This is a genomic window from Flavobacterium amylolyticum (assembly GCF_048284335.1).
Classification (GTDB): Bacteria; Bacteroidota; Bacteroidia; order Flavobacteriales; family Flavobacteriaceae; genus Flavobacterium.
The window spans coordinates 180,867-206,651 of record NZ_JBLVPG010000004.1; the positions used below are offsets into that span (position 1 = coordinate 180,867).

Consider the following 25,785-nt stretch of genomic DNA (forward strand, 5'->3'; position numbering starts at 1 on the left):
TACATAAATACATCAAAAAATAAAAGAAACAAAAAAAACCAATGATTTTAAGCCGTTAACAATGAAAAGAAGACATTATTAAAGGTGTATGTGATGTAGTAATGATGTATTGTGACTTTAAGAAAAATACAATACATTAAATATAGTATCTATAAAAAAAAAGGTATTTATATGCTTATTAAAAACTTAGAAAGGTTTTCATCCTGAATAAGATTTAATTTTTTTCTTAATCGATACCGTTGCAATTCTACCCCTCTAAATGAAATATTCATCATTGGAGCAATTTCTTTAGAAGAGAGATTCATTTTTAAGTAAATACAAAGTTTAATATCCTTAGAAGTAAGGTTGGGATATTTCTTAGTTAGTTTGACAATGAATTCGTTGTGAATTTGATTTAGGTTATTTTCAAAAGTCTCCCACTCATGCTTATTCAATGCATTAATTTTAATAGTTTTCTTAATGTCGCTTTTGAGTTTATTAAAATCTGTTTCTGAGTCTAAAATTCCTTGAATATTGTGAATCATTTCACTTTGCTTTGCTATGGAAAGTGACTTGCCTGTGACCTCAAATGACTTTGTTTGCAATTCAAGTTCAAGAATATGCTTTTCATATTCTTGAATATTTAATCTGTTTTCGGCTTTTAATTCCATTTCCAGAATTTTATTTTGATGCTTTAACTCTTCATCTCTAAGCTCCAATTTTTGAATATATCGCATTTTATTCCACTTATAATAAAGATACAATATGCCCCCTAATACAATCAAATACAACGTAATCATCCAAAAAGAAAAATACCAAGGCTTTGCTACAATAAATTCGAAATTAGAAATCCTGTTGTAATTTAATCCATTGCTGCCATAAATAGTTACGCTATGCAAACCACTACTCAGGTTATTCAATTCAATCAATCCCCCTTTAATGGGCATAAAATCGGATATAGTATTCGTTTTATAGAATAAATTTGGTTTTGAAGCTCCGAATTTTCCAGATATTGCATGTATTTTTAACTCCGAGTTGTAATTAATTCTTGATTTATTTTGAATCAAACTATCACCACTAAAAGCTTCTATTGTTATGCTTGTATTTTGTTTTCTTGCTTGTTTTAACTGAAGAGAAATAAACCCATCATCCAGATTTAATAAATAACTTTCTTTGTTTTTAAAAATTTTTAAATTGTCATTGATAATCTTTCCTAAATAATATTTTTCCTGAAGAACATTCCAAACAAATTTATTTCCATTGGCATAAATGTGAAACAAAAGACCATTCTGAAGTATTAAAAAATGGTTTTCATCAATAGAAACAATATTTGATATATTTTTAAAGTTTGCATTAAACAATTGATTGCCTTCCAGTTGATTCGTTATTGAGTTATAAGTATACCACGATTTATTGATTAAAAAAAAGATTTGATTTCTAAACTCAAATATTTTAATTCCAAAATCATTACTAATTTTACTGCGTTGGGTAATGTTTTCAACACTTGTGGTTTCATAAGCATCATTGTATTTTATCAAATATAAACCCCTATAATTATCTGCAGCCCATATTTCATTTTTTCGATTCTGAGCCACATACTTTATGGGCTTTAGTAGTCCTTTTATTGATATTTTTCGATCTAAATTATTCTCATCATTATAAAGGACTACACCACTATAAGTAGCTTGCAAATACGAATTATTGATACTACTTTTTACTAAGTTCCAGCCTCCATTTATGGTACTTAATTTTGAGAATATTCCTTGCTCATAAATGAAAGTACCTTCATTGTGACCTATAAGAAATTTATTGTTTATTTTACTGATGTTCCAAGCTTGCCCTTGTGTATTTGGAATTAATGAGAGTTGCTTTTCTTCATATTTAAAAACACCATGATTAGAAGCCATCAAATACCCCTTTGGAGTACTTGCTACCGAATATACCGAACCTAAAATACCGGAATTATCATAAAAAATTGATATTGGCGAATTAACCTCAACATGAGCAATTCCATTATCTAAGCCAAGCCACAAATCATTCTCTTTGTCAAGACTAATACTCAAAATTGAGTTGTTCATCAAGACATTATTTCGGTTAATGTTTTTGTAAGAATTGGTTTCAAAATCAAACAAATAAACCCCTTTATTGGCTGTCCCAATAACTAATTTACTGTTTTTAATAAAGGCAGCCACATTGATATTAGCTGCTTTCAAAATCTCGTTTAAAGGATTTTTCCAAGGTTTTAAAACACCATTTTCCTCAATATAAACACCATTTTTTTTGGTGAAAAAATAGGTTTTATTTTTAAATTTTTCAATTGCATGAATCACATTATTTTCTAATATCGACCATCTTTCTATTTTTTCAAACTTGAAATTATTCATTTTATAAATGCCTTTTTCAACAGAAGCTGCTAACAATTGATCATCCACTACGAAACAATAGGAGGCTAGAAAATCGAACTTACTTTTCTTAATTACTTTTCCATCGTATAGAAAAATGCCATTAAAAGATTGAAAATATACGTTTCCTTTAAATTTAAATATCTTCCAAATCTCTTCATTATCACTCTCCTCAAATACCTTAGTTGTATCAGAAATGGAAACATAAAACATTTTGGCGTTTTTTCGGTACCAATAGCCAAATTCCTTATAAGAGCCTGTATAAATGCGATTACCATCAACCATTACCGAGCGAATGATTGTTTTGTTAGGCAAACTGTATTTTTCCCACTTTACCCCATCATATCGCAATAAATAGTAATTATTAGCAAAATACATGGCGTTATCATTTCCTTGGGCTACATTCCAAATTTGATTATCGCCTTGATAATCCGATTTGTTGTAATTCTCAACAAAAGGGAGTAACTCCTGACAATAAAGTTGGGGTGAAATAAAATAGAAAAGGATTATTATTGTAATTCTTACATTCAAAATACGGCAGTTTTATGTCCAAATATAAATAGATTTATCAAATAAAAGGTATAAAAAAAGCCTCTGATTACAGAAGCTTTTATCGCTAGTTATTTTATCTAGAAAGCAATTCAAATACCTGATTGGCTATTTCTATTTCTTCATTGGTAGGGATAACTAATATTTTAGTCTTAGAGTCAGACGTATTAATTTCTCGAATTTCCTTGGAGCGAATTTCATTTTTAGCTATATCTAACGCTATACCAAAATAAGTCATATCTGCACATACTAATTTTCGAATGTAAGAGGAGTTTTCTCCAACTCCCGCGGTAAAAACAATGGCATCTAGCCCGTTTAAAACCGCAGTATAAGCGCCAATATATTTCTTTATACGATACGCATTCATGGCTAAAGCCAATTGACAATCGGCATTTCCGTTCTCTGCATTCGCTTCGATATCCCTCAAATCACTATAGCCAGTAAGTCCTAACATTCCGCTTTGTTTTTGTAACATCGTGTTGACTGCCTCGAGCGAATAACCCAATGAATTTACCAGATAAAAAATAACCGATTGATCTACATCCCCACTTCGGGTTCCCATAATCAAGCCATTCATTGGTCCAAAACCCAACGTATGATCAATACTTTTTCCATCCTTTATAGCGGTCATGCTACAACCGTTGCCTAAGTGTATCGTAATAATCTTAGACCCTGTACTTGTTGAATTTGCTTTCAAATAATGAATTGCATTCTCCGAAACATACTTATGACTCGTTCCATGAAAACCATAAACGCGTATTTTATTTTCTGTCAAAAGATAATTGGGCAACGCGTATTTGTGCGCTACAACAGGAATTGTTTGATGGAATGCCGTATCAAAAACAGCTACTTGTACTGCAGTACTAAAAATTGTTGATGCCACAGTAATTCCTTCTAAATTAGCGGGATTGTGCAAGGGCGCTAAATCAAAAAGCTGTCTGATTTTTTCTTTTACGGCTGCTGTTATAATAACCGTATTAGAAAAATCACTTCCTCCATGCACCACTCGATGCCCTACGGCTTCTATTTCTTTCGTACTTTTAATAACTCCCACAGTATCATCCAGTAAAAGTTTTGCAATTTTCTCTAGGCCAATTTTATGATTAGAAATTGGCACTGTTTCTTCTAGTTTTGTTGTTGAGGTAACATAACTAAGATTAGAAGTTTCCAAGCCTATTCTATCAATCATCCCCGAACAAATAACTTCATTGGTGGGCATGTCGATCAATTGGTATTTTATAGAGGAACTTCCTGAGTTTATAATTACTATTTTCATTTTATAATCCTTGTGCTTGAATTGCCGTAATAACGACTGTATTTATAATATCATCAACGGTACAACCGCGGCTTAAATCGTTTACGGGTTTGTTCAAACCCTGTAACATGGGGCCAATGGCCAGTGCGCCAGTTTCTCTTTGTACTGCCTTATAGGTATTGTTGCCTGTATTTAAATCCGGGAAAATCAAAACGCTTGCTTGACCTGCCACTTCTGAGTTTGGCATTTTGCTTTGTCCTACACTCATATCTACAGCAGCATCGTATTGAATGGGCCCTTCAATTTTTAAGTCGGGACGTTTCTTTCTCACAATTTCTGTTGCTGTTCTTACTTTGTCCACTTCATTTCCTTTACCTGAGGATCCTGATGAATACGAAAGCATGGCAATCTTAGGTTCAATACCAAAAGCCAAACTGGAATCGGCGGATGAAATTGCTATTTCTGCCAGTTGCTCTGCGGTAGGGTTTGGATTGATGGCACAGTCCCCAAATACAGAAACGCGATCTTCAAGACACATAAAAAATATAGAGGAAACTACTGAGGAATTTGGTTTGGTTTTAATAAACTGTAAAGCAGGTAATATCGTTTGTTGCGTAGTATGTGCTGCTCCGGAAACCATTCCGTCTGCATGCCCTTTGTATACCATCATCGTACCAAAATACGAGACATCTTCCATTAAATCTTTGGCCATACCTAACGTTACGTTTTTCGCTTTTCGCAACTCATAATAGGTATTCACATACTCATTATATTCCTTGGATTCTATGGGATTGATGATTTGTACCTTAGAAAAATCAAAAGACAAACCCAGTTCCAAAACTTTACTCTCGATCTGTTTTTTATTTCCAATAATTGAAATATCCACAACATCCATCTCCAATAATCTGGAAGCTGCGATTATTATTCTGTCATCATTCCCTTCAGGCAAAACAATATGTTTTCTATGTTTTCTAGCCCTTTTTACTAAGTTATACTGAAACATTTTTGGTGTCATTCCATCCGCTTCAAAAGTGATTAGTTTTTCTGCCAAGTTGTCTAAGTCTACGTATTTTGCAAAAGTATTGATGGAGATTTCAATTTTTTGTTTGTTGTTTGCATAAATTTTGGATTTAATAGAACCAATCTTGTTGGTAATGTAATACGTGCCTTCTTCCACAGCAATAATAGGTACCACTGGCGCAAGACCTTCTATTAATTTCAAAATACTTATTTCAGGAAGGATATTCCCAGTCAAAACAATCCCAGAAATGGCAGGATAATTTACCGATTCATTGGCTTGCAATGCTCCAAGTATAATATCCGCTCTATCGCCGGGAGTTATCACCAGACTATTTTCTTTTAAATGCAATAAATAATTGCACAATTGCATCGCTCCCACACTAAAGTTGCCCGTTTGATTGTTTAAATGTGCTGCCCCAAACAACACTTTAGCATCCAACTCATTGACAATTTCCTGAACGGTGGGATTATTCAAATTAGGAATCAATGGAATAGAGTTTACTAAAAGCCCAGTTGGCAGACTTTTCTTCAACCCGTTTGTCACTAAATCAATATTCTCAAGTTGTACTTTATTGGCTATTACAGCCAAAACTTCTACATCCTTAACCTTGAACGAATCATAGGCTAGATATAAACTGTCAATTAGTTCTTCTAATGTTTTCCCTACTCCTGAACCTACAATAATTGTTGGAATTCCTAAATTTTTAGCAATTAAAACATTCATATCTAATTCGATAACAGTACCCTCCCCACTAAAACCAGTGCCTTCAACTAAAACAAAATCAAAACGTTCTTCCAGTTTCTTATATTTTTCAATAATCAAGTCCAGAACCTCCCCAATTTTCCCTTTGTTCTTTTTCTTTATTAGTTTACTTTTAGTAATGGCAAAGGCATCTTCAAATTCAATATCTAAACCAAAATGACCAATCACGGTCTCAATATGATTATCAAATCCTCCCTCTTCAGTATCTTCTATAATAGGTCTAAAATACCCTACTTTGGCCGTTTTGCCAATAAGCATGCTCATTAAGCCTAACGTTATGATTGACTTGCCGCTATTCTGTTCGCTTGTCGCTATATATATGGCTTTGTTCATTTTTTATTTTTAATTTAATTCAAAAATTATTGTATGTTTTTTTTTAAGCCTTAAAACCAACGGCGTTTTTTAAAATAAATAATCATACCAATGACTATTAGAAACATAAAACCCATTACGGTATGATACCCATACTGATATTTTAGTTCCGGTAAATTTTCAAAATTCATACCATAGACACCTACAATAAAAGTGAGCGGAATAAATATAGCAGAAACTATAGTTAGCGTTTTCATGATCTCATTCATCTTGTGTGTTTGTGCAGAGAAAAAAAAATTTGAGGCACTTTCTAAAGATCCCATATCAGATTCTATTTGTTCTAAAAGTTCTAAACTCTTTTGATGCAATCGAGCAAAAAAACTAAAACTCTCCGCTTCCATAACATTAAAAACATTATCATCTTTGATACTTTTTATATCATACAAAGAATCTCGCAATGGAATCAAAGAGCGCTTGAGAAAATTTAAATTATCCCTATGCTTCTCTATTTTTTCTAAAATTATAGGATCTACACTTTCCTTAGTCAGATTTATAAGCTCTTCAATTTTATCTTCTTCGTTTTCTAATGTGATATAAAAATTTTCCATGATAGCATCCAAAAGAATGTATAATAAATAATCCGCTTTCTTTACTCGGACAATTCCGGAATGCGTTCTAATGCGCTCCCTGATGTGCTTAAAAAAATCACTTCGCTTTTCCTGAAAAGAAATTAAAATACCGTCTTTTATCAAAAAACTTATTTGTTCAACACTTATATTATCGGAATGTTCTGCAGGTAACAATGATTTTATATTAAAAAACAAAAAATCATGAGATTCTTCCAGCTTAGTTCTTCTTGTAGTATTTAAAATATCAGCTAACATGAAGTTATCTATTTTAAAATAATCACCTATTGACTTGAGCCACTCTACATTATTTAAACCGTGTATGTTAATCCAATTTGTTTTTTGTTCGTCAATATATTTGTCTAAATCTGAAACTTTAAAATCTTCATACTCCATAAGATTTGCATCGTTATAGACAAACAATTGCATTTCAGAATCTTTGGTTTTATGAATCCCAGTATATTCTAAATTATAAGGCTGTAGTTTTCGCCCTTTTTTATATTTAATTTTTCTCATTCTACCCTATTTATCAAGTAATATTACAAAAAAAATCAAAGATACCGCTCCTTTTTCCTTTTGTTAGCAGTAAAAAAAATTAAATTAAATTTTGCCTTTTTTGCAAATAAATACTGGTACATAAAAACAATATCCATTCTTAACGCAAAAAATTATAGTCTAAATTAATAATAGGAATAAATAAACGATTGTTAATTATTGTTAATTGTTTAAAAATGCTGTACTTAATTCTATATTTTTAAAAATATATCAATAGATTTGAAACTTAATGGTCAATAAATAGAAGAATCTTTTATTTATTGAGTAAAACTAATTATTAACTATTATATGTTTAACTAAATGTTTAAAAAAAAACTAACCTTAATTATTGTATTTCTGTTAATTTTTTCAGCTCAAGAGTCCTTCGCTCAAAGTAGAAAAAAAAGAAAAGCAGATAAAAACGCAGCTGCAAAAGTAGACAGCAAATCTGCTGACGCTAAGAAAGAACCTAAACCTTACTTAAAAGTAATTGATTCAAGTGCCGTTACTCAAAGAGGATTGATTGATGTTCATAAAGTGGACAACAAATATCTTTTTGAAATTCCCGATTCAATTTTAGGAAGCGAGATGATGACCATTACCCGATATTCTAAGACTCCTGCCGGTGGAGGGATTTTTGGTGGAGAAGAAATCAACAGACAAGTTGTGCGTTGGGAAAAAGGGCTAAACAATAATATTCTGCTCCGATCGATCACGTATGTGATTATGTCTCCTGACGAAGACAAACCAATGGCTCAAGCGGTAAAAAATTCAACCTCAGATCCTATTGTTGGGAATTATGACGTTTTGGCCTATAAAAAGGATGCTTCAGGTAAGATTACCGGTTATGTAATTGATTTATCTACAACTTTCGATGCTGATGTTCAAACGTTCTCTTTAGATCCAATTAAAAAACAATTATTAAACATTCAAACATTTCAAAAAGATAAATCATTTATCTCAAAAGTAAGTAGTTTTCCCATTAATACTGAAATTAGAAGTGTAAAGACTTTTACAACAACCCCTCCAAAAATCAATACTACACCTACTCCAAAAATTGGAGTAGATTTACCTTCTGCTTTAGATGCTGGTGTGATTACCGTAGAAATGAATACTTCTATGATTTTATTGCCAAAAAATCCAATGCGCAAAAGAGAATTTGATGCTCGTGTGGGGTATTTTGCAAACCAATATGGTGTTTTTGAGGAAGAATCTCAAAAATCAGATACCAAAGTATTTGCAGTAAGATGGCGCTTAGAACCTAAATCGCCCGAAGATGCTCAAAAACAAAAAAAGGGAGAATTAATTGAACCTTTGAAACCGATCGTCTATTATATCGATCCGGCTACTCCAGAAAAATGGAAAAAATTCATCAAACAAGGTATTGATGATTGGCAAATTGCCTTTGAAAATGCAGGTTGGAAAAATGCAATTCGGGGAGAATATTGGCCAGAAAACGATCCTACTATGAGTCTGGAAGACGCTCGTTTCTCTGTTCTAAGATATTTTGCTGCTGAAATTCAAAACGCGTATGGACCAAATGTTCATGATCCTAGAAGTGGAGAAATTCTGGAAAGTCACATTGGATGGTACCATAACATCATGAGTCTTTTAAGAAACTGGTACATGATTCAAACTGCAGCAGTAGATCCAGCGGCCAGATCCAAAAAGTTTGATGATAAATTAATGGGAGAACTGATTCGTTTCGTTTCTTCTCATGAAGTAGGACATACTTTAGGGTTACGTCATAATATGGGAGCCAGTTCAGCAACACCCGTTGAAAAACTAAGAGATAAAGAGTACCAAGAGAAAAATGGACATACGTCCTCAATCATGGATTATGCACGTTTCAATTATGTAGCGCAACCAGAAGATGGTGTTACAGCCTTATTTCCTAGAATTGGAGATTATGATAAATGGGCTATTAAATGGGGGTATTCTTATTTTGAAGACACCAAAAACGAAGCGCAAGAAAAAGCCTTCTTGAATGAAATGACTAAGGAAGCGTACAAGAATAATCGTTTATGGTTTGGTTCCGAATCCAGCCCTTATGATCCAAGATATCAAACTGAAGATATTGGGGATAATGCCATGAAAGCTTCAGAATACGGTATTAAAAACTTAAAAAGAATTTTACCTAATCTGCTGGAATGGTCTAAAGAAGATGGCGAAAGTTATGCGGAACTTGACGAACTTTATGGAGCACTTACAGGACAGTTCAGACGATATATGAGCCATGTGACTAAAAATGTTGGTGGAATATACGATAGTCCCAAAACGTATGACATGACTGGGAATCAATTTCAAGTAGTTCCAAAAAGCATTCAAAAAGAGGCCGTATCGTTCTTGAACACTCAATTATTTACTACTCCTAAATGGTTATTGGATCAAAACATCCTTTCAAAAATTAACCCAGAAAGTGGCGTTGAAGCAATCAAAGGAATGCAAGATGCAACATTAACAAGCTTGTTAGCGGGTGACAGAATGGTTCGTCTTTTAGAAACGTCTACTGCAAGCAAAGACAATTACTCCGTTGATGAACTAATAAATGATTTGAACAAAGGAATTTTCTCTGAATTAAAGAGCAACAGTTCTATTGATATGTATCGCAGAAACATTCAGAAATTGTATGTTGACAAGATGATTGGCATGTTAAAGCCTGGTTCAGCAGAAGTTCGATCAGTTCCAGTGGGTGTAACCTATGGTTTCAATACAAGAAGAGTGAATTTAGCACAAACCGATTTACCTTCTATTGCACGTGGACAACTTACTAGTTTAAAAAATGATTTAAAGATGTCTTCTTCAAGAATGTCAGACCGAATGAGTAAATACCATGTACTCGATTTGATCTCTAGAATTGGGGAAGCCTTAGATCCTAAATAATTAATTAAAAAGGGAAAATGTCTAACAACATTTTCCCTTTTTTTGTGATATCCAGTGTGGTTGCAACCTAAAATAGTAGTATAGAGTAGCTACGCATTTCAAACTGTCTACAAATAAAATACCCGACTTTCTAAAAAGGTCGGGTATTTTATTTAATCTATTGCCACAAAAAAAACCGAATTATTACTAATTCGGTTTTACAATTAAACATGAAAAAAGGAACTAATCTTTTTGTGACTTTACTGCTAAATTATAAATTACTAAACCAAATCCAATTTTATTGATTGCATCGGCAATATTATAAACAACATCAATGTTTCCAGCTGGAATCAATCCATTGTACCAACCTGTAGTTCCCATCATGTAACCCAAAGGGTAGATAGACCAACCGACAAGAACAAACCAACACAAAATTTTATGTGCTTTTTGAATTTCGCCACCAGCAGCTACGGCTAATTTTGAAGCCTCACCTAACCAGATTTCATAAACAATAGCAAAATAAGCAACTCCTGAAATGAATCCCCAAAGGGCTGCACTGTCCGTGAATACGACTTCGCCAAGATAACCTGTAACTAGCATTATTATAGAATAAATTATCATTTTCCATAATAGCGATTGTTTTGCTCCAGCTACTTTTAGTATTAAATAAAATTCTAAACACATTAATGGTACCGTAAGAACCCAGTCTACATATCGAAAAAATGTAGGCGATTCACCAAACGTTGCCCAATAATCCCTCATATAGAAATAATGTACAGCAGCAATAAACGTGATTAATCCTGAAACTAGCACTGATGTTCGCCATTTTCTATCAAATTGGTTTAAAGACAAAAAGAAAAAAGCTGCAGCTGCCATCATAGCCATACAACCCACAAAGAAAGTAAATCCTACATAATCGGTTGGAGACAATTTTCCGACTAATCCTGAAATAAACATAAAGTTTGTCATAAATGTATTATTTTAATTGATTTTTGTTTAATCAAATATAATAAAAGTTAGACAATTAAAATGCTTTTTGTTTATTATATTTTTCTTATTTTTAAACAATAATTAAAATTTTTATGAAATATTCAAATATCTCAATCGTAGCAAGCTTTTTTGGATTATGGATGGATTCTTATTTTTCGACTGATTTACAATTATTTACCGGATTCTTTTTAATTTTTACCTTTGGAATTTTACATGGAGCGAATGATTTGCTACTAATTGAAAATATAAATTCAAAAAAAAGACCGATTGCACACCTTACAATACCCCGTTATTATTTAGTGGTAGTACTATCCGGAGCATTTTTATTTTACATCTTACCTTGGTTTGCGTTATTATTATTTATAGTTGTCAGTTCCTATCATTTTGGAGAACAGCAATGGCAAGATTTACAAGAGGAGTTCTCGCAATGGATTTTAATCGCATTCCAGTTTTCTTATGGATTATTTATTTTGTTGCTGTTATTTAACTTTCACCAAAACGAGGTGATTCAGGTTATATGGAATATTTCCAACATTAGCATTGCACCTATTTACATTACCGGATTGGTAGGCAGTAGTGGCGCTGTAGTGCTTACTTTAAGCGGTTACATTTATTGGAAATCAAAACAAATTAGGAAAAAGCTTCTCACAGAGATTTTTCATCTTATCCTGTTTACTATCATTTTCAAATCCTCCAGCTTGATTTGGGGCTTTGCTTTGTATTTTGTCCTCTGGCATAGTATACCTTCTATAATCGACCAAATAAAATTTTTACATGGTAATTATTCCTTCAGGCATTTTCTAACCTATTGTCGCGCTGCTGCAATTTATTGGTTCATTTCAATAATGGGAATTACGGTTCTGTATTTCCTATTTAAAGAAGAACAACTTTTCAATGCCTTATTTTTCTCCTTTTTGGCTGCCATAACATTTCCTCATGCAGTGGTTATTACCCGAATGTTCCATATTAAAAAACAATAAAAAAAATCTATAAAAAAAACCGTTCACCAAAGGCGAACGGTTTTAAATCAACAGTAAAGACGCACTGCAGTGCGTCTTTACAGGAAATTATTATTTTACTTCTTCGAATTCAACGTCTTCAACATTGTCTCCTTGAGCAGCATCACCTTGTGGCTGTGCTTCACCTTGACCTTGTTCTCCTTGAGCATACATCGCTTCAGTTGCTTTTTTCCAAGCAGCGTTGATGTTGTCAAGAGCCGTTTGAATTGCAGGAATGTCTTGAGATTGGTGTGCCATTCTCAATTCAGTCAATGCATACTCTACAGCAACTTTGTTGTCATCTGATAATTTAGATCCTAATTCTTTCAATTGAGTTTCAGTTTGGAAGATCATTCCATCAGCTTCGTTCAATTTCTCTGCTCTTTCTCTTAAAAGTTTGTCAGAATCAGCATTAGCTTCTGCATCTTTTTTCATTCTTTCGATTTCTTCAGAAGTCAATCCAGAAGAAGCTTCGATACGAATATCGTGAGATTTTCCAGTTCCTTTGTCAGTTGCCGAAACTTTGATGATACCATTCGCATCAATATCAAAAGTTACTTCAATTTGTGGAACCCCTCTTGGAGCTGGTGGTATACCATCTAAATGGAAACGACCAATAGTTTTGTTGTCAACTGCCATAGCTCTGTCTCCTTGCAAAACGTGGATTTCAACTGTTGGTTGAGAATCTGCAGCTGTAGAGAAAACTTGAGATTTTTTAGTTGGAATAGTTGTGTTAGACTCAATTAATTTAGTCAAAACACCACCCATAGTTTCGATACCTAAAGATAAAGGTGTAACGTCAAGTAACAATACATCTTTTACATCTCCAGAAAGAACTCCACCTTGAATCGCTGCTCCAATAGCAACAACCTCATCAGGATTAACTCCTTTAGATGCTTTTTTACCAAAGAATTTTTCCACTTCTTCAGCAATTCTTGGCATACGAGTTGAACCTCCTACAAGAATAACTTCGTCAATATCAGAAACAGTTAAACCTGCATCTTTCAACGCTTTAGCCACTGGTGCCATAGAACGTTTTACTAAAGAATCAGTTAATTTTTCAAATTGAGCTCTAGTTAATTTTTTAACTAAGTGTTTTGGTCCTGAAGCCGTAGCAGTAACGTATGGCAAGTTGATTTCAGTTTCAGCAGAAGAAGACAATTCAATTTTTGCTTTCTCAGCAGCTTCTTTCAAACGTTGCAATGACATTGGATCAAGACGCAAGTCAATACCCTCTTCAGTTTTAAATTCGTCAGCTAACCAGTCAATAATTTCGTGGTCAAAATCATCTCCACCTAAGTGAGTATCACCGTTTGTAGACAATACTTCAAAAACTCCGTCTCCTAATTCAAGAACAGAAATATCAAATGTACCTCCACCTAAATCGTAAACAGCAATTTTTTGATCTTTCCCTTTTTTATCTAAACCGTATGCCAATGCAGCAGCAGTAGGTTCGTTGATAATACGCATTACTTTAAGACCTGCAATTTCACCAGCTTCTTTTGTAGCTTGACGTTGTGCATCATTAAAGTAAGCAGGAACAGTAATAACTGCTTCAGTAACAGTTTGACCTAAATAGTCTTCAGCTGTTTTTTTCATTTTTTGAAGTGTCATCGCTGACAATTCTTGAGCAGTGTATAAACGACCGTCAATATCCACACGTGGTGTATTGTTGTCCCCTTTTACTACTGAATAAGAAACTCTTTTTGCTTCAGCAGAAACCTCTGAAAAAGAGTGACCCATAAAACGTTTGATAGAAGCAATAGTCTTAGTTGGATTAGTTACCGCTTGTCTTTTAGCAGGATCTCCTACTTTAATCTCTCCACCTTCAACAAAAGCGATGATAGATGGTGTTGTTCTTTTTCCTTCTGCATTAGGAATAACAACTGCTTCATTACCTTCCATTACAGAAACACAAGAGTTGGTCGTACCTAAATCAATTCCGATTATTTTACCCATTTTTAATATATTTAATTTTATTGTATACTTGTTTTAATGACTCGAAGTCGATAAGTCAATCTTTGTGCCAATACAAAACCAACTATTAAATTGTCAGTTTATGATAAAATTGGCGTAAAAAAATCTGACAAGTTGACATTTAAGAGGGTTTATGATTCTGGCGGAATTTGGAGCCATTTCCCGCACACGAGGCTGGAAGCCGAACTGGCGAAGCAATTCGCTATATCTTTATGTCCACAAAGAAAGAACATAAAGGATGCCGCTGCTATCGGAGCTAGAAAATCTGATTCCTACATTTATTTGTTTCTATTCGATTACTTTACTAATTTCAACACGAATAATTCGTAATAAATAAACTACATTAGCAGAACAATCGAAAAGCTATTTGTAGCGTAAAGCATGCCGATTTCGGGTGCTTATGCGCTAGTTTGTAGCGAGTATACACTAGTTGTGCGTCAGCTTAGAAATCGTAGTAGAAGAATAAATTAATTAAGAAACAGTGGAAGTATTATTTCAATTAGTATTTGAACTTATAAAAATCTCGATTTTGGGATGTTTATACGCAACAATTATAATTTGTCTTTTAAAGTTGATTTCGAAATTTAAGCCGAATATTTATATTGAGAGAATATTGTATCGAAAAAAAAGAGCTTGGTTTGTAATTGGATTTTTGGTTTCAATTAGCTTATTCATATTTTTATTTTCCTATTGGGGAAATCACGAACTTGGTGATAGCGCAAGAATTCCACTGGGTTATGACAAAGAAATTTCAAACACTAATTGGACAAAATACGCGAATTTTGATGGTATCAAAAGTCTAGATGGTAATGATATTTATACTACCAAATTTAAAATTGACGGAAATAAACTCTGCGGAAATTACGATAGTGATTTTTACGATTATAAAAATAGTTTTTTCGTTTATAATTTGGAATCAAATGAACTAAGCGAATTTAAAAGCGAAGTAGAATATAATAGTTATGCAGTAAAAAATGGAATACCAAAAACAAATCAGTTCCTTACTTTTGAAGATAATTATGGAAATTATTGGAATGGATGGAGATTTTGGTTACTAGCATAAAAGCCGAACGCACAACAGCTGTTTTGAGCTAGCTGGTGTTTAGTGGAATTTCCGTTTCGCATCAAGTTTTCGTTAAGCCGAAAACTTAGCGGTTACGAATTTCCAGCCATCTCAAAGCAGCGAAACGTTACCTGCCATTTTAAGAAAATCCGTAGTAAATGACAACTTTTGACCAATTTAATAAAGAAATTACCAAACTTGAAAACTTTTACAAGTCAAGTTTGTACGCATATGAACAAACCGATTTTTTATTATACAATTGGAGAAAAAATCGAGATAAGCTTAACGAAATTAACTTTGAAATTACAAAACCGACGTTTTATAAAATTAAAACCAAAGGTGTAGTTAGTGACAATCAAAAAAATTTAGCAGAAATTATTTTTGTGAGATGTGTTTCAGCATTAGAAGTATATTTAACAGAGCAAATAAGAGAAGTTTTTTTTATTACAAAAGAACCTTTCAAAAAAGAACACATATTAGTTGAACTTAAACAATCTGATATACTTTCTGCAAAATCAACAACAGAGATTTTTAATAAAATAATAAATAAAGAATTAAGAAGACTTTCTAGTGGCGGTTTTTCTGAAATAGTAAAATATTACAAGAAAACATTATTAATTGATATTGCCGAAATAAAACCAAAAAGAGAAATTATAGAGGAATATCATCAAAGGCGACACTTATTAGTTCATCGACTAGGTAAAACTGACCAATTCTACAGAGATAAATATAATTTTAGTGAACCAATTATCACAGTTGAAAAATATTATTTAGAGCATTGTTTTGATGATTTTAGAGAGTTTGCTCACGAAATTCACAATCAAATTAAAATCAAATTAAATAATAATTTTTACATAAAAAAAACAAAACAAAAATCAGAAGCTAAATGCAAAATTGATTTAGATTTGACCAGTAAAAAAATTAATATTTTCGATTTAAATTATGAATTTTTATCAGGAGATTCGATAACTAGGTTCGGCAATTTATTTGAACAAAAAATTAAAAACGAAAACAATACTGAGACAATTTTTATATCAGGAACTAAAATCGAAATTCTTGCATATACTAATATTTTAAATGCTGAAATAAAAAGAGGAAAAATCAAAGCAGAAGTTGAAACTAAATTTTCTCAAAAAGATTCAGAAAAACCAAAAAAAGAACTAACTCCATATTTGATTGAAAAAATTAAATTAAGGCTTCCTGAACAACCTTGGATTAGAAATCAACATAAAAAAACCGCAAGAGAATTAGGCTTGTCAAATAAAACTGTTTCCAGAGCAATAGAAATGCTTATGGAGGAAGGGATTTTTAAGAAACAATATAAAGGCGAAATAATTGAGTAAAAAAACGGCAGGTAACACCCGATAGCGCGGATTTGCAATCCGTGCCCATAACAATGAGGCACAAAGAACAAAACTATTCTTTAATTCATTCATACAACATCAATCACTAAAACCAACAATCATCATGAAACAACATTCCAAACATTTTGCAGTACAAACAATCCTAATTGGTTTATTTATCCAGCTCATTACAATACCGGTTTCCTTTGGACAAACCAAAGCAGATCAAATCGATAAGTTGATGAATCTATATTCAGAATACGGGCAATTTAACGGCTCTATGCTTGTCGCTGACGCAGGTAAAGTCATTTATAAAAAGGGATTTGGAATGGCAAACATGGAATGGAATATTCCAAACCAGCCGGATACCAAACACCGTTTGGGTTCTGTTACCAAACAATTTACCGCTATGTTGATTCTGCAATTAGTTGATCAGGGAAAATTAAAGTTGGATGCTCCTATCTCAACCTATCTTCCTGATTATCCTAAAGCATTGGGCGATAAAATCAGTATTCATCATTTACTGACGCACACCTCTGGAATTCCGAATTACACTTCCTTTCCTAATTTCGTAAAAGAATTAAGTTTCAATCCGTACAGCCCAGAAGCATTTGTAAAAAAATTCGCTGACCTACCGCTCGAATTTACACCGGGCGAAAAATTTGCATACAGCAATTCCGGTTATTTTTTATTGGGTTACATCATTGAGAAAGTTTCCGGTAAAACCTATGAGCAGTTTTTGCAAGACAATATTCTTACACCACTCAAAATGAATAATACAGGATTCGATCACCACGAAACCATTCTGAAAAACAGAGCTTCCGGTTATGAGAAAAACGGTAAAAACTACAGTAATGCCAGCTATCTTGATTTATCTATTCCTTACGCTGCTGGTTCTTTGTATGCAACCGTCGATGATTTGTATTTATGGGATCAAGCACTGTACACAGAACAGTTACTTTCGACAAAAAATAAAGAGCTGTTATTTAATTCCTATATCACTGCAGGACCGGGACAATATGGTTACGGATGGTTTATTAATGAGGCTTTCAATGGAGAAAAAAAGGAGAGCATTCTGGTTACTGAGCATGGCGGTGGGATAAATGGATTCAATACCTTGCTATCCCGTATTCCGTCTGACAAAAATCTAGTGGTATTACTAAATAATACCGGTGGTACAAACTTAAATGAGATGAATATAGCAATTAGAAACATTCTATACAATAAGCCGTACAGTTTGCCTAAAAAATCATTAGCCAATGCTTTAGCAGCTGTTATTCAGGACAAAGGAATCGAATCTGGACTCGAGTATTTTAATGAAAACAAAAAATCAGATACCTATGCTGCCAACGAAAACGAAATGAACGGTCTGGGTTATCAATTGTTACAATCTGGAAAAAACAAAGAGGCGATAGCCGTTTTTAAACTAAATGTTGAAGCGTTTCCAAAATCAGGAAATGCCTACGATAGTTTAGGAGAAGCCTATTTGAAAAACGGAGATAAAAAGCTGGCGATTATCAACTATAAAAAATCAGTAGAAATGGATCCAAACAATGAAAACGGAAAAAAAGTGTTGGAAGAAATTTCAAAGTCATAAATCATTAGATCTATTAAAAAAACCGCACGTGTTATGTTTATTTTCATAAGTTATTTCCTGCTATTTAATTTATTTATCAAGTCTTTTATTTGTACTATGAGTCTAAAATAAGTTTAAAAATAGCAATTTTAGCTTAACATTATCAATGACATAGCGGTTAACTCTTGAATATTTTCCTTTACTATTAATGAACACTTAAATAATTCTACAATCAATACTAGTAAAGATTAAACTACTTTAGCCTAGCAATAAATAATTCATACAATGTAATATTCATTTCAAAATAAAGTTAAGATTAATGACTATGCAAAATGAAAAAATATTTACAAGTATAAAAAAGAAACTAAGCTTTAAAACTCTTGCGAGTTTAACAATTATAATTATTTCTATTTTAGATTTTTACACTCCTTTGGGAACAGCAATAGGTGTTTTATATCTAACCCCTATGACAATGATTATAGATCAGAAAAAATCAACTATCTATATCTTTTCCTTTATTTCAACTACTCTTATTCTTTTCAAATTTTTCTATTTTCAAAATCAAAACACTCATATTAGTATTTATAGCGATAGAATAATATCTGTGATTGCATTATGGGTGGTAACTTTTATTTTAATTGAACATAAAACTCAGCGTAATAAAACTGAAAAACTAATATTAGAACACAATACATCAATTACTGGAATGCTATTTAAAATAAATCATAAAATTAGACATTCCGTCTCTCAAATTTTAGGACTTACCTACACTTTACTAAAACTCCCAATAGATTCAAAAGACGAAATGGAAGAGCTTTTAAATTATATTCAGGATTCCACCCAAGAACTTGATCTTCAAACAAAAGAATTAATTGAATTTATGATTCAAGAAAAACAATTTGAACAATCTTTAGATACAACTAAAAACGATTTAGCAACATAAATTTGATCTACAGTAAAACCTGATAATATTTTTTTTTAATCAAATTAGAAAAAGCAAATCTAATTTAACTTTAGCAACTGATTTTTAATTCGTCCCTTTAGTAGACTTTCCTACCGTCAAATAAATGTGATTATTTGGATGCAGAAATTCGATTTTTGTATGTTGTTGGTGTACTCTCATCTCTACTTGTCCCTCTCCATTTTCTAATGTATAAGACCTATAATTTCTATCTTTGGAAAAAATACTGGAGTCTACAATCTTATATTTCATTTTTGTATCCGTGAGAAAAAATACTACATCTCGCTTATTCGTATCTATAAATACAAAGGAATATTCATTTCCTGCAATGTTGCATTCCCCTTGTTTGAAAGGTTTCTCATCGATGCAATATCGTTGCACATTATACACTTGTTCTTGAGCATAAATACCACTTGTAAGTAGTAACATCAAAATTACTTTTTTCATACACCTGTAGATTTCTATTATCCTGAATTGGACAATCTTAATTTCTTATGCAAAAGACACGCCATAATATTTTTTAAAACAGAATAATCAACAAATGTTTTTTTTTATTTTTACTTCTTTATAATAAAAAGCTTTAGAAAAGCAATGTATACCGTAATTTGTTTCCGTTTTTATTTGTATTTTCGACTTTCCATAACCTATTTACTTTTATTAAAATATAATCGTAAAAGCATTCTCAAAATAATTTAACAACAACAACAACAACAACAACAACAACAACAATGACTTCATTTATCAAAGAATTATCCTTTCGTTGGTCTGATCTTGACCCAAATTTTCATTTACGACACAGTGCTTATTATGACTTTGGTGCACAACATCGTATCGAGATTCTGGAAAGTTTAGGTTTAACAATGAGAGTGATGCAAGCACAAAGTTTTGGACCAATTCTTTTTAGGGAAGAATGTGTTTTTAGAAAAGAAATAAAACTTTCTGACAAAATTTTCATGCATACCAAAACCTCAAAAATAAATGCTGATGCTTCACGTTGGTCTATAGTTCATGAGTTTTTAAATGAAGATAAAAAGCTTTGCGCAACAATAACGGTTGATGGTGCTTGGATGGACACCAAACTTCGAAAACTAGCCTCTCCTACTCCCGAAATTGCCATTGAAGCGTTGAGCATTTTTCCTAAAAGCGACAATTTTGTGAGCCTGCAATAGGAATTTAATTAGACAAGCTCCATTTCCTCGTTTTGGATACAAGAATAAGAGATTCAGTTGCTTTACTACAGCATCATGTACTGATATTTGCATTGTTATTTTATAATTCACCATTAAATAAAAAAGATGAACGACAATAAAAAAATCGAATTAGGAAGTCATGGACTTTTTGTTCCAAAAGTAGGATTAGGTTGTATGGGAATGACCCAAATTGCAGGAATGGATATATATGGAAAAGCAAATGAAGCCGAATCTATCGCTACTATTCACCGTTCATTAGAACTAGGATACAACTTCTTGGATACTGCCGATTTATATGGCCCTTTGCTAAACGAAAGGCTTGTCGCCAAAGCCATTAAAGGAAACAGAAATCAATATACCATTGCCACAAAATTTGGGTATGAAATCGATGATAACGAACAACTGACTTGGCAATTCAACGGCACAAAGGATTATGTAAAAAAAGCCGTGGAGCGTTCGCTTAAAAACTTGGGAACTGATTATATTGACTTGTATTACTTACATCGTTTAGACCCAAACACGCCTATTGAAGAAACTGTTGCGGCAATGGCTGAATTGGTAAAAGAAGGAAAAATTGGCCACATCGGACTTTCGGAAGTTTCATCGGAGACCATAAAAAAAGCACATACTATTCATCCTTTGACTGCGGTACAAACAGAATATTCTTTGTTTGAGCGTGGCGTAGAAGAAACGGGAATTTTAAAAACACTTCAAGATCTTGGAATCGGATTCGTGGCCTACTCCCCACTAGGTCGAGGATTTATTTCTGGAGATATCAAAAGCCCAGATGATTTTCCTGAGAATGACTTTAGAAAAAGTTTACCGCGTTTTCAAGGCGAACAATTTTACAAAAATATTGCCTTGGTAAATGAAATAAAGACATTGGCTACCGAAAAAGAAATAACCCCTTCACAATTAGCTATTGCTTGGATTGTTTCAAAGGGTATTTTACCAATTCCGGGAACAAAACGCGTGAAATATGTCGAAGAAAATAATGCAGCCGCCGAAATTAAATTAAGCATGGAAGACCTAAACCGTTTAGAAACCATCATCCCTTTAGGAACCATCACAGGCGATCGTTATGATGCTGCCAATATGGGAGCTATCGATCAATAAAACAATAGTATTCAGTAGGAAAAGCTATCTTTACTATTCGCTTTTCCTACTGAATTTATAATTTGCACCATGAAACAAGAGACCCCTTCTCCGTATATCATCAATTCCATTTCTGAGTTGCATCGTTTATTGGAATTACCTAAACCAAAACATCCGTTGGTTAGTGTTATTAATCTGAATGAAATAAAATGTCATTTTGATGAAAGTATAAAAAGTTTCGTTTATAATTTTTATTCGGTTTGTATCAAAAAGGATTTTAGAGGCAAATTGAAATATGGGCAAAACTATTATGATTTTGACGAAGGTATAATGACTTTTTTTTCACCAGGTCAAGTAATATCGACTGTCGTTGATGAAGATATAGCGCTTTCGGGAATATGGTTAGTCATTCACCCTGATTTCATCCAAAATTATGCCTTGGCAAAAAGCATCAAAGACTATGGATTTTTCTCCTATTCAGTAAATGAAGCGTTACACCTTTCGGATCAAGAAGAAGCGATGATTACTGACATTATGCAAAATATTGATGTCGAATATTGCTCTATAATAGACGGTTTTAGTCAGGATGTTATACTTTCTCACATTGAATTATTGCTCAATTATTCCAACCGATTCTATAACAGGCAGTTTATTACCCGAAAAAATGCCAGTAATGATTTGTTGAGTAATCTGGAAAAACTACTTTTAGATTATTTTAACGGTAACAAAGTTCAGGAATTTGGTCTTCCAACTGTTCAATATATTTCAGAACAACTAACTGTGTCCCCCAATTATTTAAGTGATATGTTACGTTCTCTCACGGGACAAAGTACACAACAACACATACACGATAAGATAATTGAAAAAGCTAAGGAAGTTTTATCTACAACTTCTTTATCAGTAAGTGAAATTGCATACCAACTTGGCTTTGAATACCCTCAGTCTTTTAGTAAACTGTTTAAAAATAAAACGAATCAATCGCCTTTAGAATATAGAGGTTCGTTTAATTAATTACAAAAGGCATTTGCAATAGTTTTAAATTGCAGTTATAAAAACAGGAAGTGGTACAGAACTTTGATAGGTTAATAAATTCTCAAAATCAAAACTTGACATTATTTCTTTTGATAAGGCTATTTAAGAAGCACCGTTTTTTACATTATGCTTGTTCTTAGATAAAAAATTCATTAAGCGATTTGATTTTTCCTAATCAAACTGATAGAAGTGAATATACGCCAAACATTAAACCGCAAAAGAAGTGATTATTACAAAATCAGTAACAACCCGAATTTAAACCATTCTTGTTTATTCCAACACGCCAAAATTGGAGATGTAATACCTGCGAAAGGAGAAACATTCAAATTAAAAAAAAATGAAATGGAGTACGAAAAGTGAAGGATTAAAAACAGTCGTGATGTTCTACAATACAGTATTTTGAAACTTTTTTAAAAAATTATAAATTCTAAACTTAAATAATAAATCCTTTTTTTATACTTTTATACATCTACTGCCATGTTACGCTCAACAAAAAAAACCACGAATGAAATTAACAAAAATATTTTTCGCACTGCTGATCCTTTTTACCGTAATCAGTTTTAAATCAATTCCCAATACAGTTTTCGAAGTACAATATCCAGCAAAAACTAGAGAATTTTACCAAATAAAAACGTATATTTTCAATACTGAAAAACAAGAACAAGCCACTGATTTTTATTTAAAAGAAGCGTATTTACCGGGATTGAAAAAACTAGGGATCAAAAATATTGGAGTATTTAAACCAAAATCCAGTACCAAGGATACAATAAAAAAAACTATCGTATTAATTCCATTTTCATCTATGGAAGAATTTCTTACTCTTGAAAAAAAATTGGGAGAAGACAAAATGTATTTGTCTACAGGAGCCCCATATTTAAAGGCTACTTATAAGCAATCGAATTATTTGCGAATAGAATCTATTTTACTAAAGGCTTTTTCAGATCACCCTTTATTGACAAAACCAGCGCTGAATAATTCCAGAACCAATAGAGTATATGAATTAAGAAGCTATGAATCAGCAACCGAAGCGATTTATAAAAATAAAGTGGATATGTTCAATGCAGGCGGTGAAATAAAAATTTTTGATCGTCTTGCTTTTAATGCAGTTTTTTACGGTGAAGTTATTTCAGGAGCTAAGATGCCAAACTTGATGTACATGACCACTTTTGCAAATCAGGAAAGTAGAGATGCACATTGGGAAGCCTTTGTAAATTCTCCAGAATGGAAAGGACTAATAGCTATGGAAAAATATAAAAACAATATTTCTCATATAGACATTACATTTTTATACCCAACTGATTATTCTGATTATTAATCTCATAAATCCCCCCTTTAAAAATTAATCCGCTCAAACTGCAATCCTAAAAGTCATAGTTTCGTATTTAAAAAAACAACCCATTAATAACTTCCAAAAAAATAGAAGTTAACACTTTGCCAAGATTTTACTATTAATTATAAGTATCTTTAGTACTAATTTTAGTTATGGAAACAATCTATACAATACTGAAACTTGCTGCAGGCGTAGGTTTATTCCTTTTCGCCATGTATTTAGTGGAGGAATCCCTAAAAAACCTCTCTGGACGAAGTTTCAAATTATTTCTACAACGCATTACAAAAACCGATATTGGTGCAGTTGTAGGCGGAACAATCGTTACTGGAATACTCCAAAGCAGCTCTATGGTTTCGTTGATGGTTTTGGCATTTGTGGGAGCAGGAGTTTTTACCATGAAAAATGCAATGGCCATTATACTTGGCGCCAATTTGGGAACAACAATTGCTAGTTGGTTAGTTGCAACGTTGGGTTTTAAAACTAATATTGAAATAATTGCTTATCCAGCTGTTTGTCTGGGTGGCTTTCTTCTTATTGTATTGGGAAACCGCAAGAAGTTCAAGTATCTTTCCTATTTTCTTTTGGGATTTGGTTTAATGTTCATCGGACTTTCATTTATGAAAACCGCTATGGAAGCTCAGGTACAGCATTTTGATTTTTCACGATATACTGAGATGCCACTAATCGTTTTTCTCATTATTGGCTTTCTGATTACGCTAATTGTTCAGTCTAGTTCAGTAACTATGGCGTTAACATTAAGCGCGTTAAACGCAGAAGCAATAGCTTTTCCTATGGCAGCTGCAATCGTGTTAGGCGGTGAAACCGGAACTATCATAAAAATTTTATTAAGTGCAATTGGTGGAAATGCTTCTAAGAAACGGGTGGCATTAGGCAATTTATTGTTCAACATATTCATTACTGCAATTGCTTTTGTAGTACTAAAACCCATTTTATTCCTAATTACAGATGTCATAAAAATCAAAGATCCGCTTATCGGTTTGGTTGCCTTTTCAAGTCTAATTAACTTATTAGCAATTGTACTATTTCTTCCAGTTCTAAATTCATTTACTAAATTCCTGGAACGTTTTTTTAAAAATACGGATCTTACTACAGCCGCTTACATTAGCCACGCCTCTGTTGAAGAAACCGAAACCGCTCTCGATTTATTTCGAAGAGAAACAATTTATTTTATTCACAATTCAATGCTTTTTAACCTGGAATTATTCAAAATCGATACTCCCGTTTTCCAAAAACAGATTGATTATCTGGAAATCAATGAGCAAAAGAATTATACTTCGAAAACTAGTGAGGAAAAATATGAATTTCTGAAACAATTACAAGGAGAATTACAGGCCTTCTATTTAAAATTAAGAACAAAATTAAACAGTGAACAAAATTCAGAACTCAACCAATTGATTTCGGCAGTGCGAAGTTCCATGCACGCAGTAAAAAGTGTAAAAGACATTAGTGCTGATATTACAAACCTCAGCCGCTCATCCAAAGAAATCAAATACCAGTTTTTTCTGTATCATAAAAAAGAAACTGAGAATCTCTATTTGCAATTAAATGTGCTTCTGAATAAAGAACAAAACTCCCTTTTTACAGAGCTTGAAGTACTTTTTAATGTAATCCAAAAAAACTACACAAAAGGACTCAACTCTTTTTATTCTCAAGCACAACTTACTCCCATAGAAAATATTGACATCACTACTATCATTAATTTTAATAGGGAATTATTCACCTCGAATAAAGCCATATTAATGGCTGTAAAAGATATTTTATTAGACGAAAAAAACGCTCAAAATTTCAATGAAATTCCAATTTATAAAACTTAAACGATAAGCTATCAACTCTGATTGTATTCCAGGAATTTTACAACTTTATTTTTGAATTTTATAACCTATTTTACTTTCAATTTTAGAACTTTG

The 25,785-nt window shown here is 32.6% G+C and carries 19 protein-coding genes; 12 read left to right on the plus strand and 7 right to left on the minus strand.

Translation table 11 applies throughout. From position 1 onward, the window contains the following. Positions 1-167: 167 nt before the first annotated feature. The 4 genes from ACNQF9_RS13890 to corA all read right to left on the minus strand — a co-directional run bounded on the left by ACNQF9_RS13890 (position 168) and on the right by corA (position 7,422). A complete protein-coding gene (locus tag ACNQF9_RS13890; RefSeq protein WP_417961554.1) occupies positions 168-2,912 on the minus strand; it encodes a ligand-binding sensor domain-containing protein in 2,745 nt (914 codons plus the stop codon). Positions 2,913-3,006: 94 nt separating this feature from the next. Beyond that, the gene (locus ACNQF9_RS13895) at positions 3,007-4,206 is read right to left on the minus strand and encodes an acetate/propionate family kinase (RefSeq protein WP_417961556.1); all 1,200 of its coding nucleotides are present in this window, start codon (positions 4,204-4,206) and stop codon (positions 3,007-3,009) included. 1 nt (position 4,207) lies between these two features. Beyond that, positions 4,208-6,301, minus strand: coding sequence for a phosphate acetyltransferase (gene pta, locus ACNQF9_RS13900; RefSeq protein ID WP_417961558.1), 2,094 nt, complete (start codon positions 6,299-6,301; stop codon positions 4,208-4,210). A 50-nt stretch (positions 6,302-6,351) separates the two neighbouring features. Beyond that, positions 6,352-7,422 carry a magnesium/cobalt transporter CorA gene (corA, locus tag ACNQF9_RS13905; protein ID WP_417961560.1) on the minus strand — a complete coding sequence of 357 codons (1,071 nt, stop codon included), beginning with the start codon at positions 7,420-7,422 and terminating at the stop codon, positions 6,352-6,354. A gap of 339 nt (positions 7,423-7,761) precedes the next feature. Between corA and ACNQF9_RS13910 the strand changes: the two genes are divergently transcribed. Beyond that, complete coding sequence (locus ACNQF9_RS13910) at positions 7,762-10,323, plus strand: zinc-dependent metalloprotease (RefSeq protein WP_417990443.1); 2,562 nt, start codon at positions 7,762-7,764, stop codon at positions 10,321-10,323. 222 nt (positions 10,324-10,545) lie between these two features. Here the strand turns inward: ACNQF9_RS13910 and ACNQF9_RS13915 are convergent, their stop codons facing one another. Continuing rightward, positions 10,546-11,271, minus strand: coding sequence for a bacteriorhodopsin-like (locus ACNQF9_RS13915; protein ID WP_417961564.1), 726 nt, complete (start codon positions 11,269-11,271; stop codon positions 10,546-10,548). A gap of 113 nt (positions 11,272-11,384) precedes the next feature. Between ACNQF9_RS13915 and ACNQF9_RS13920 the strand changes: the two genes are divergently transcribed. Continuing rightward, positions 11,385-12,272 carry a Brp/Blh family beta-carotene 15,15'-dioxygenase gene (locus ACNQF9_RS13920; protein ID WP_417961566.1) on the plus strand — a complete coding sequence of 296 codons (888 nt, stop codon included), beginning with the start codon at positions 11,385-11,387 and terminating at the stop codon, positions 12,270-12,272. Positions 12,273-12,362: 90 nt separating this feature from the next. On the opposite strand, the gene dnaK is transcribed toward ACNQF9_RS13920, so the two are convergent. Continuing rightward, a complete protein-coding gene (gene dnaK, locus ACNQF9_RS13925) occupies positions 12,363-14,249 on the minus strand; it encodes a molecular chaperone DnaK (protein ID WP_417961568.1) in 1,887 nt (628 codons plus the stop codon). Between the two features lie 132 nt (positions 14,250-14,381). Between dnaK and ACNQF9_RS13930 the strand changes: the two genes are divergently transcribed. The 5 genes from ACNQF9_RS13930 (at position 14,382) to ACNQF9_RS13950 (ending at position 19,192) form a co-directional block, all read left to right on the plus strand. Beyond that, positions 14,382-14,597: a hypothetical protein gene (locus tag ACNQF9_RS13930; protein ID WP_417990444.1), complete on the plus strand. Its 216-nt coding sequence runs from the start codon at positions 14,382-14,384 to the stop codon at positions 14,595-14,597. Positions 14,598-14,880: 283 nt separating this feature from the next. Then, on the plus strand, positions 14,881-15,330 hold the full coding sequence (locus ACNQF9_RS13935; protein ID WP_417990445.1) for a hypothetical protein: 450 nt from the start codon (positions 14,881-14,883) through the stop codon (positions 15,328-15,330). A 158-nt stretch (positions 15,331-15,488) separates the two neighbouring features. Next, entirely contained in the window at positions 15,489-16,673 is a 1,185-nt protein-coding gene (locus ACNQF9_RS13940; RefSeq protein WP_417961573.1) for a hypothetical protein, read from the plus strand. Between the two features lie 124 nt (positions 16,674-16,797). After that, entirely contained in the window at positions 16,798-18,270 is a 1,473-nt protein-coding gene (locus tag ACNQF9_RS13945) for a serine hydrolase (protein ID WP_417961575.1), read from the plus strand. Between the two features lie 304 nt (positions 18,271-18,574). Continuing rightward, complete coding sequence (locus tag ACNQF9_RS13950) at positions 18,575-19,192, plus strand: hypothetical protein (protein WP_417961577.1); 618 nt, start codon at positions 18,575-18,577, stop codon at positions 19,190-19,192. Between the two features lie 84 nt (positions 19,193-19,276). Here ACNQF9_RS13950 and ACNQF9_RS13955 read toward each other — a convergent pair whose 3' ends face one another. After that, the gene (locus tag ACNQF9_RS13955; protein ID WP_417961579.1) at positions 19,277-19,639 is read right to left on the minus strand and encodes a hypothetical protein; all 363 of its coding nucleotides are present in this window, start codon (positions 19,637-19,639) and stop codon (positions 19,277-19,279) included. 299 nt (positions 19,640-19,938) lie between these two features. Here ACNQF9_RS13955 and ACNQF9_RS13960 point away from each other — a divergent pair, with 299 nt between their 5' ends. From ACNQF9_RS13960 to ACNQF9_RS13980, 5 genes are all read left to right on the plus strand, one after another. Further along, the gene (locus ACNQF9_RS13960) at positions 19,939-20,379 is read left to right on the plus strand and encodes an acyl-CoA thioesterase (protein ID WP_417961580.1); all 441 of its coding nucleotides are present in this window, start codon (positions 19,939-19,941) and stop codon (positions 20,377-20,379) included. A 126-nt stretch (positions 20,380-20,505) separates the two neighbouring features. Further along, positions 20,506-21,516 (plus strand): aldo/keto reductase, encoded by a 1,011-nt coding sequence (locus ACNQF9_RS13965; protein WP_417990446.1) that lies wholly within the window; start codon positions 20,506-20,508, stop codon positions 21,514-21,516. Between the two features lie 69 nt (positions 21,517-21,585). Further along, on the plus strand, positions 21,586-22,506 hold the full coding sequence (locus ACNQF9_RS13970; protein WP_417990447.1) for a helix-turn-helix domain-containing protein: 921 nt from the start codon (positions 21,586-21,588) through the stop codon (positions 22,504-22,506). 526 nt (positions 22,507-23,032) lie between these two features. Then, entirely contained in the window at positions 23,033-23,842 is an 810-nt protein-coding gene (locus ACNQF9_RS13975; RefSeq protein WP_417990448.1) for an NIPSNAP family protein, read from the plus strand. Positions 23,843-24,009: 167 nt separating this feature from the next. Continuing rightward, positions 24,010-25,692: a Na/Pi cotransporter family protein gene (locus ACNQF9_RS13980; protein ID WP_417990449.1), complete on the plus strand. Its 1,683-nt coding sequence runs from the start codon at positions 24,010-24,012 to the stop codon at positions 25,690-25,692. The last annotated feature ends 93 nt before the right edge of the window (positions 25,693-25,785 follow it).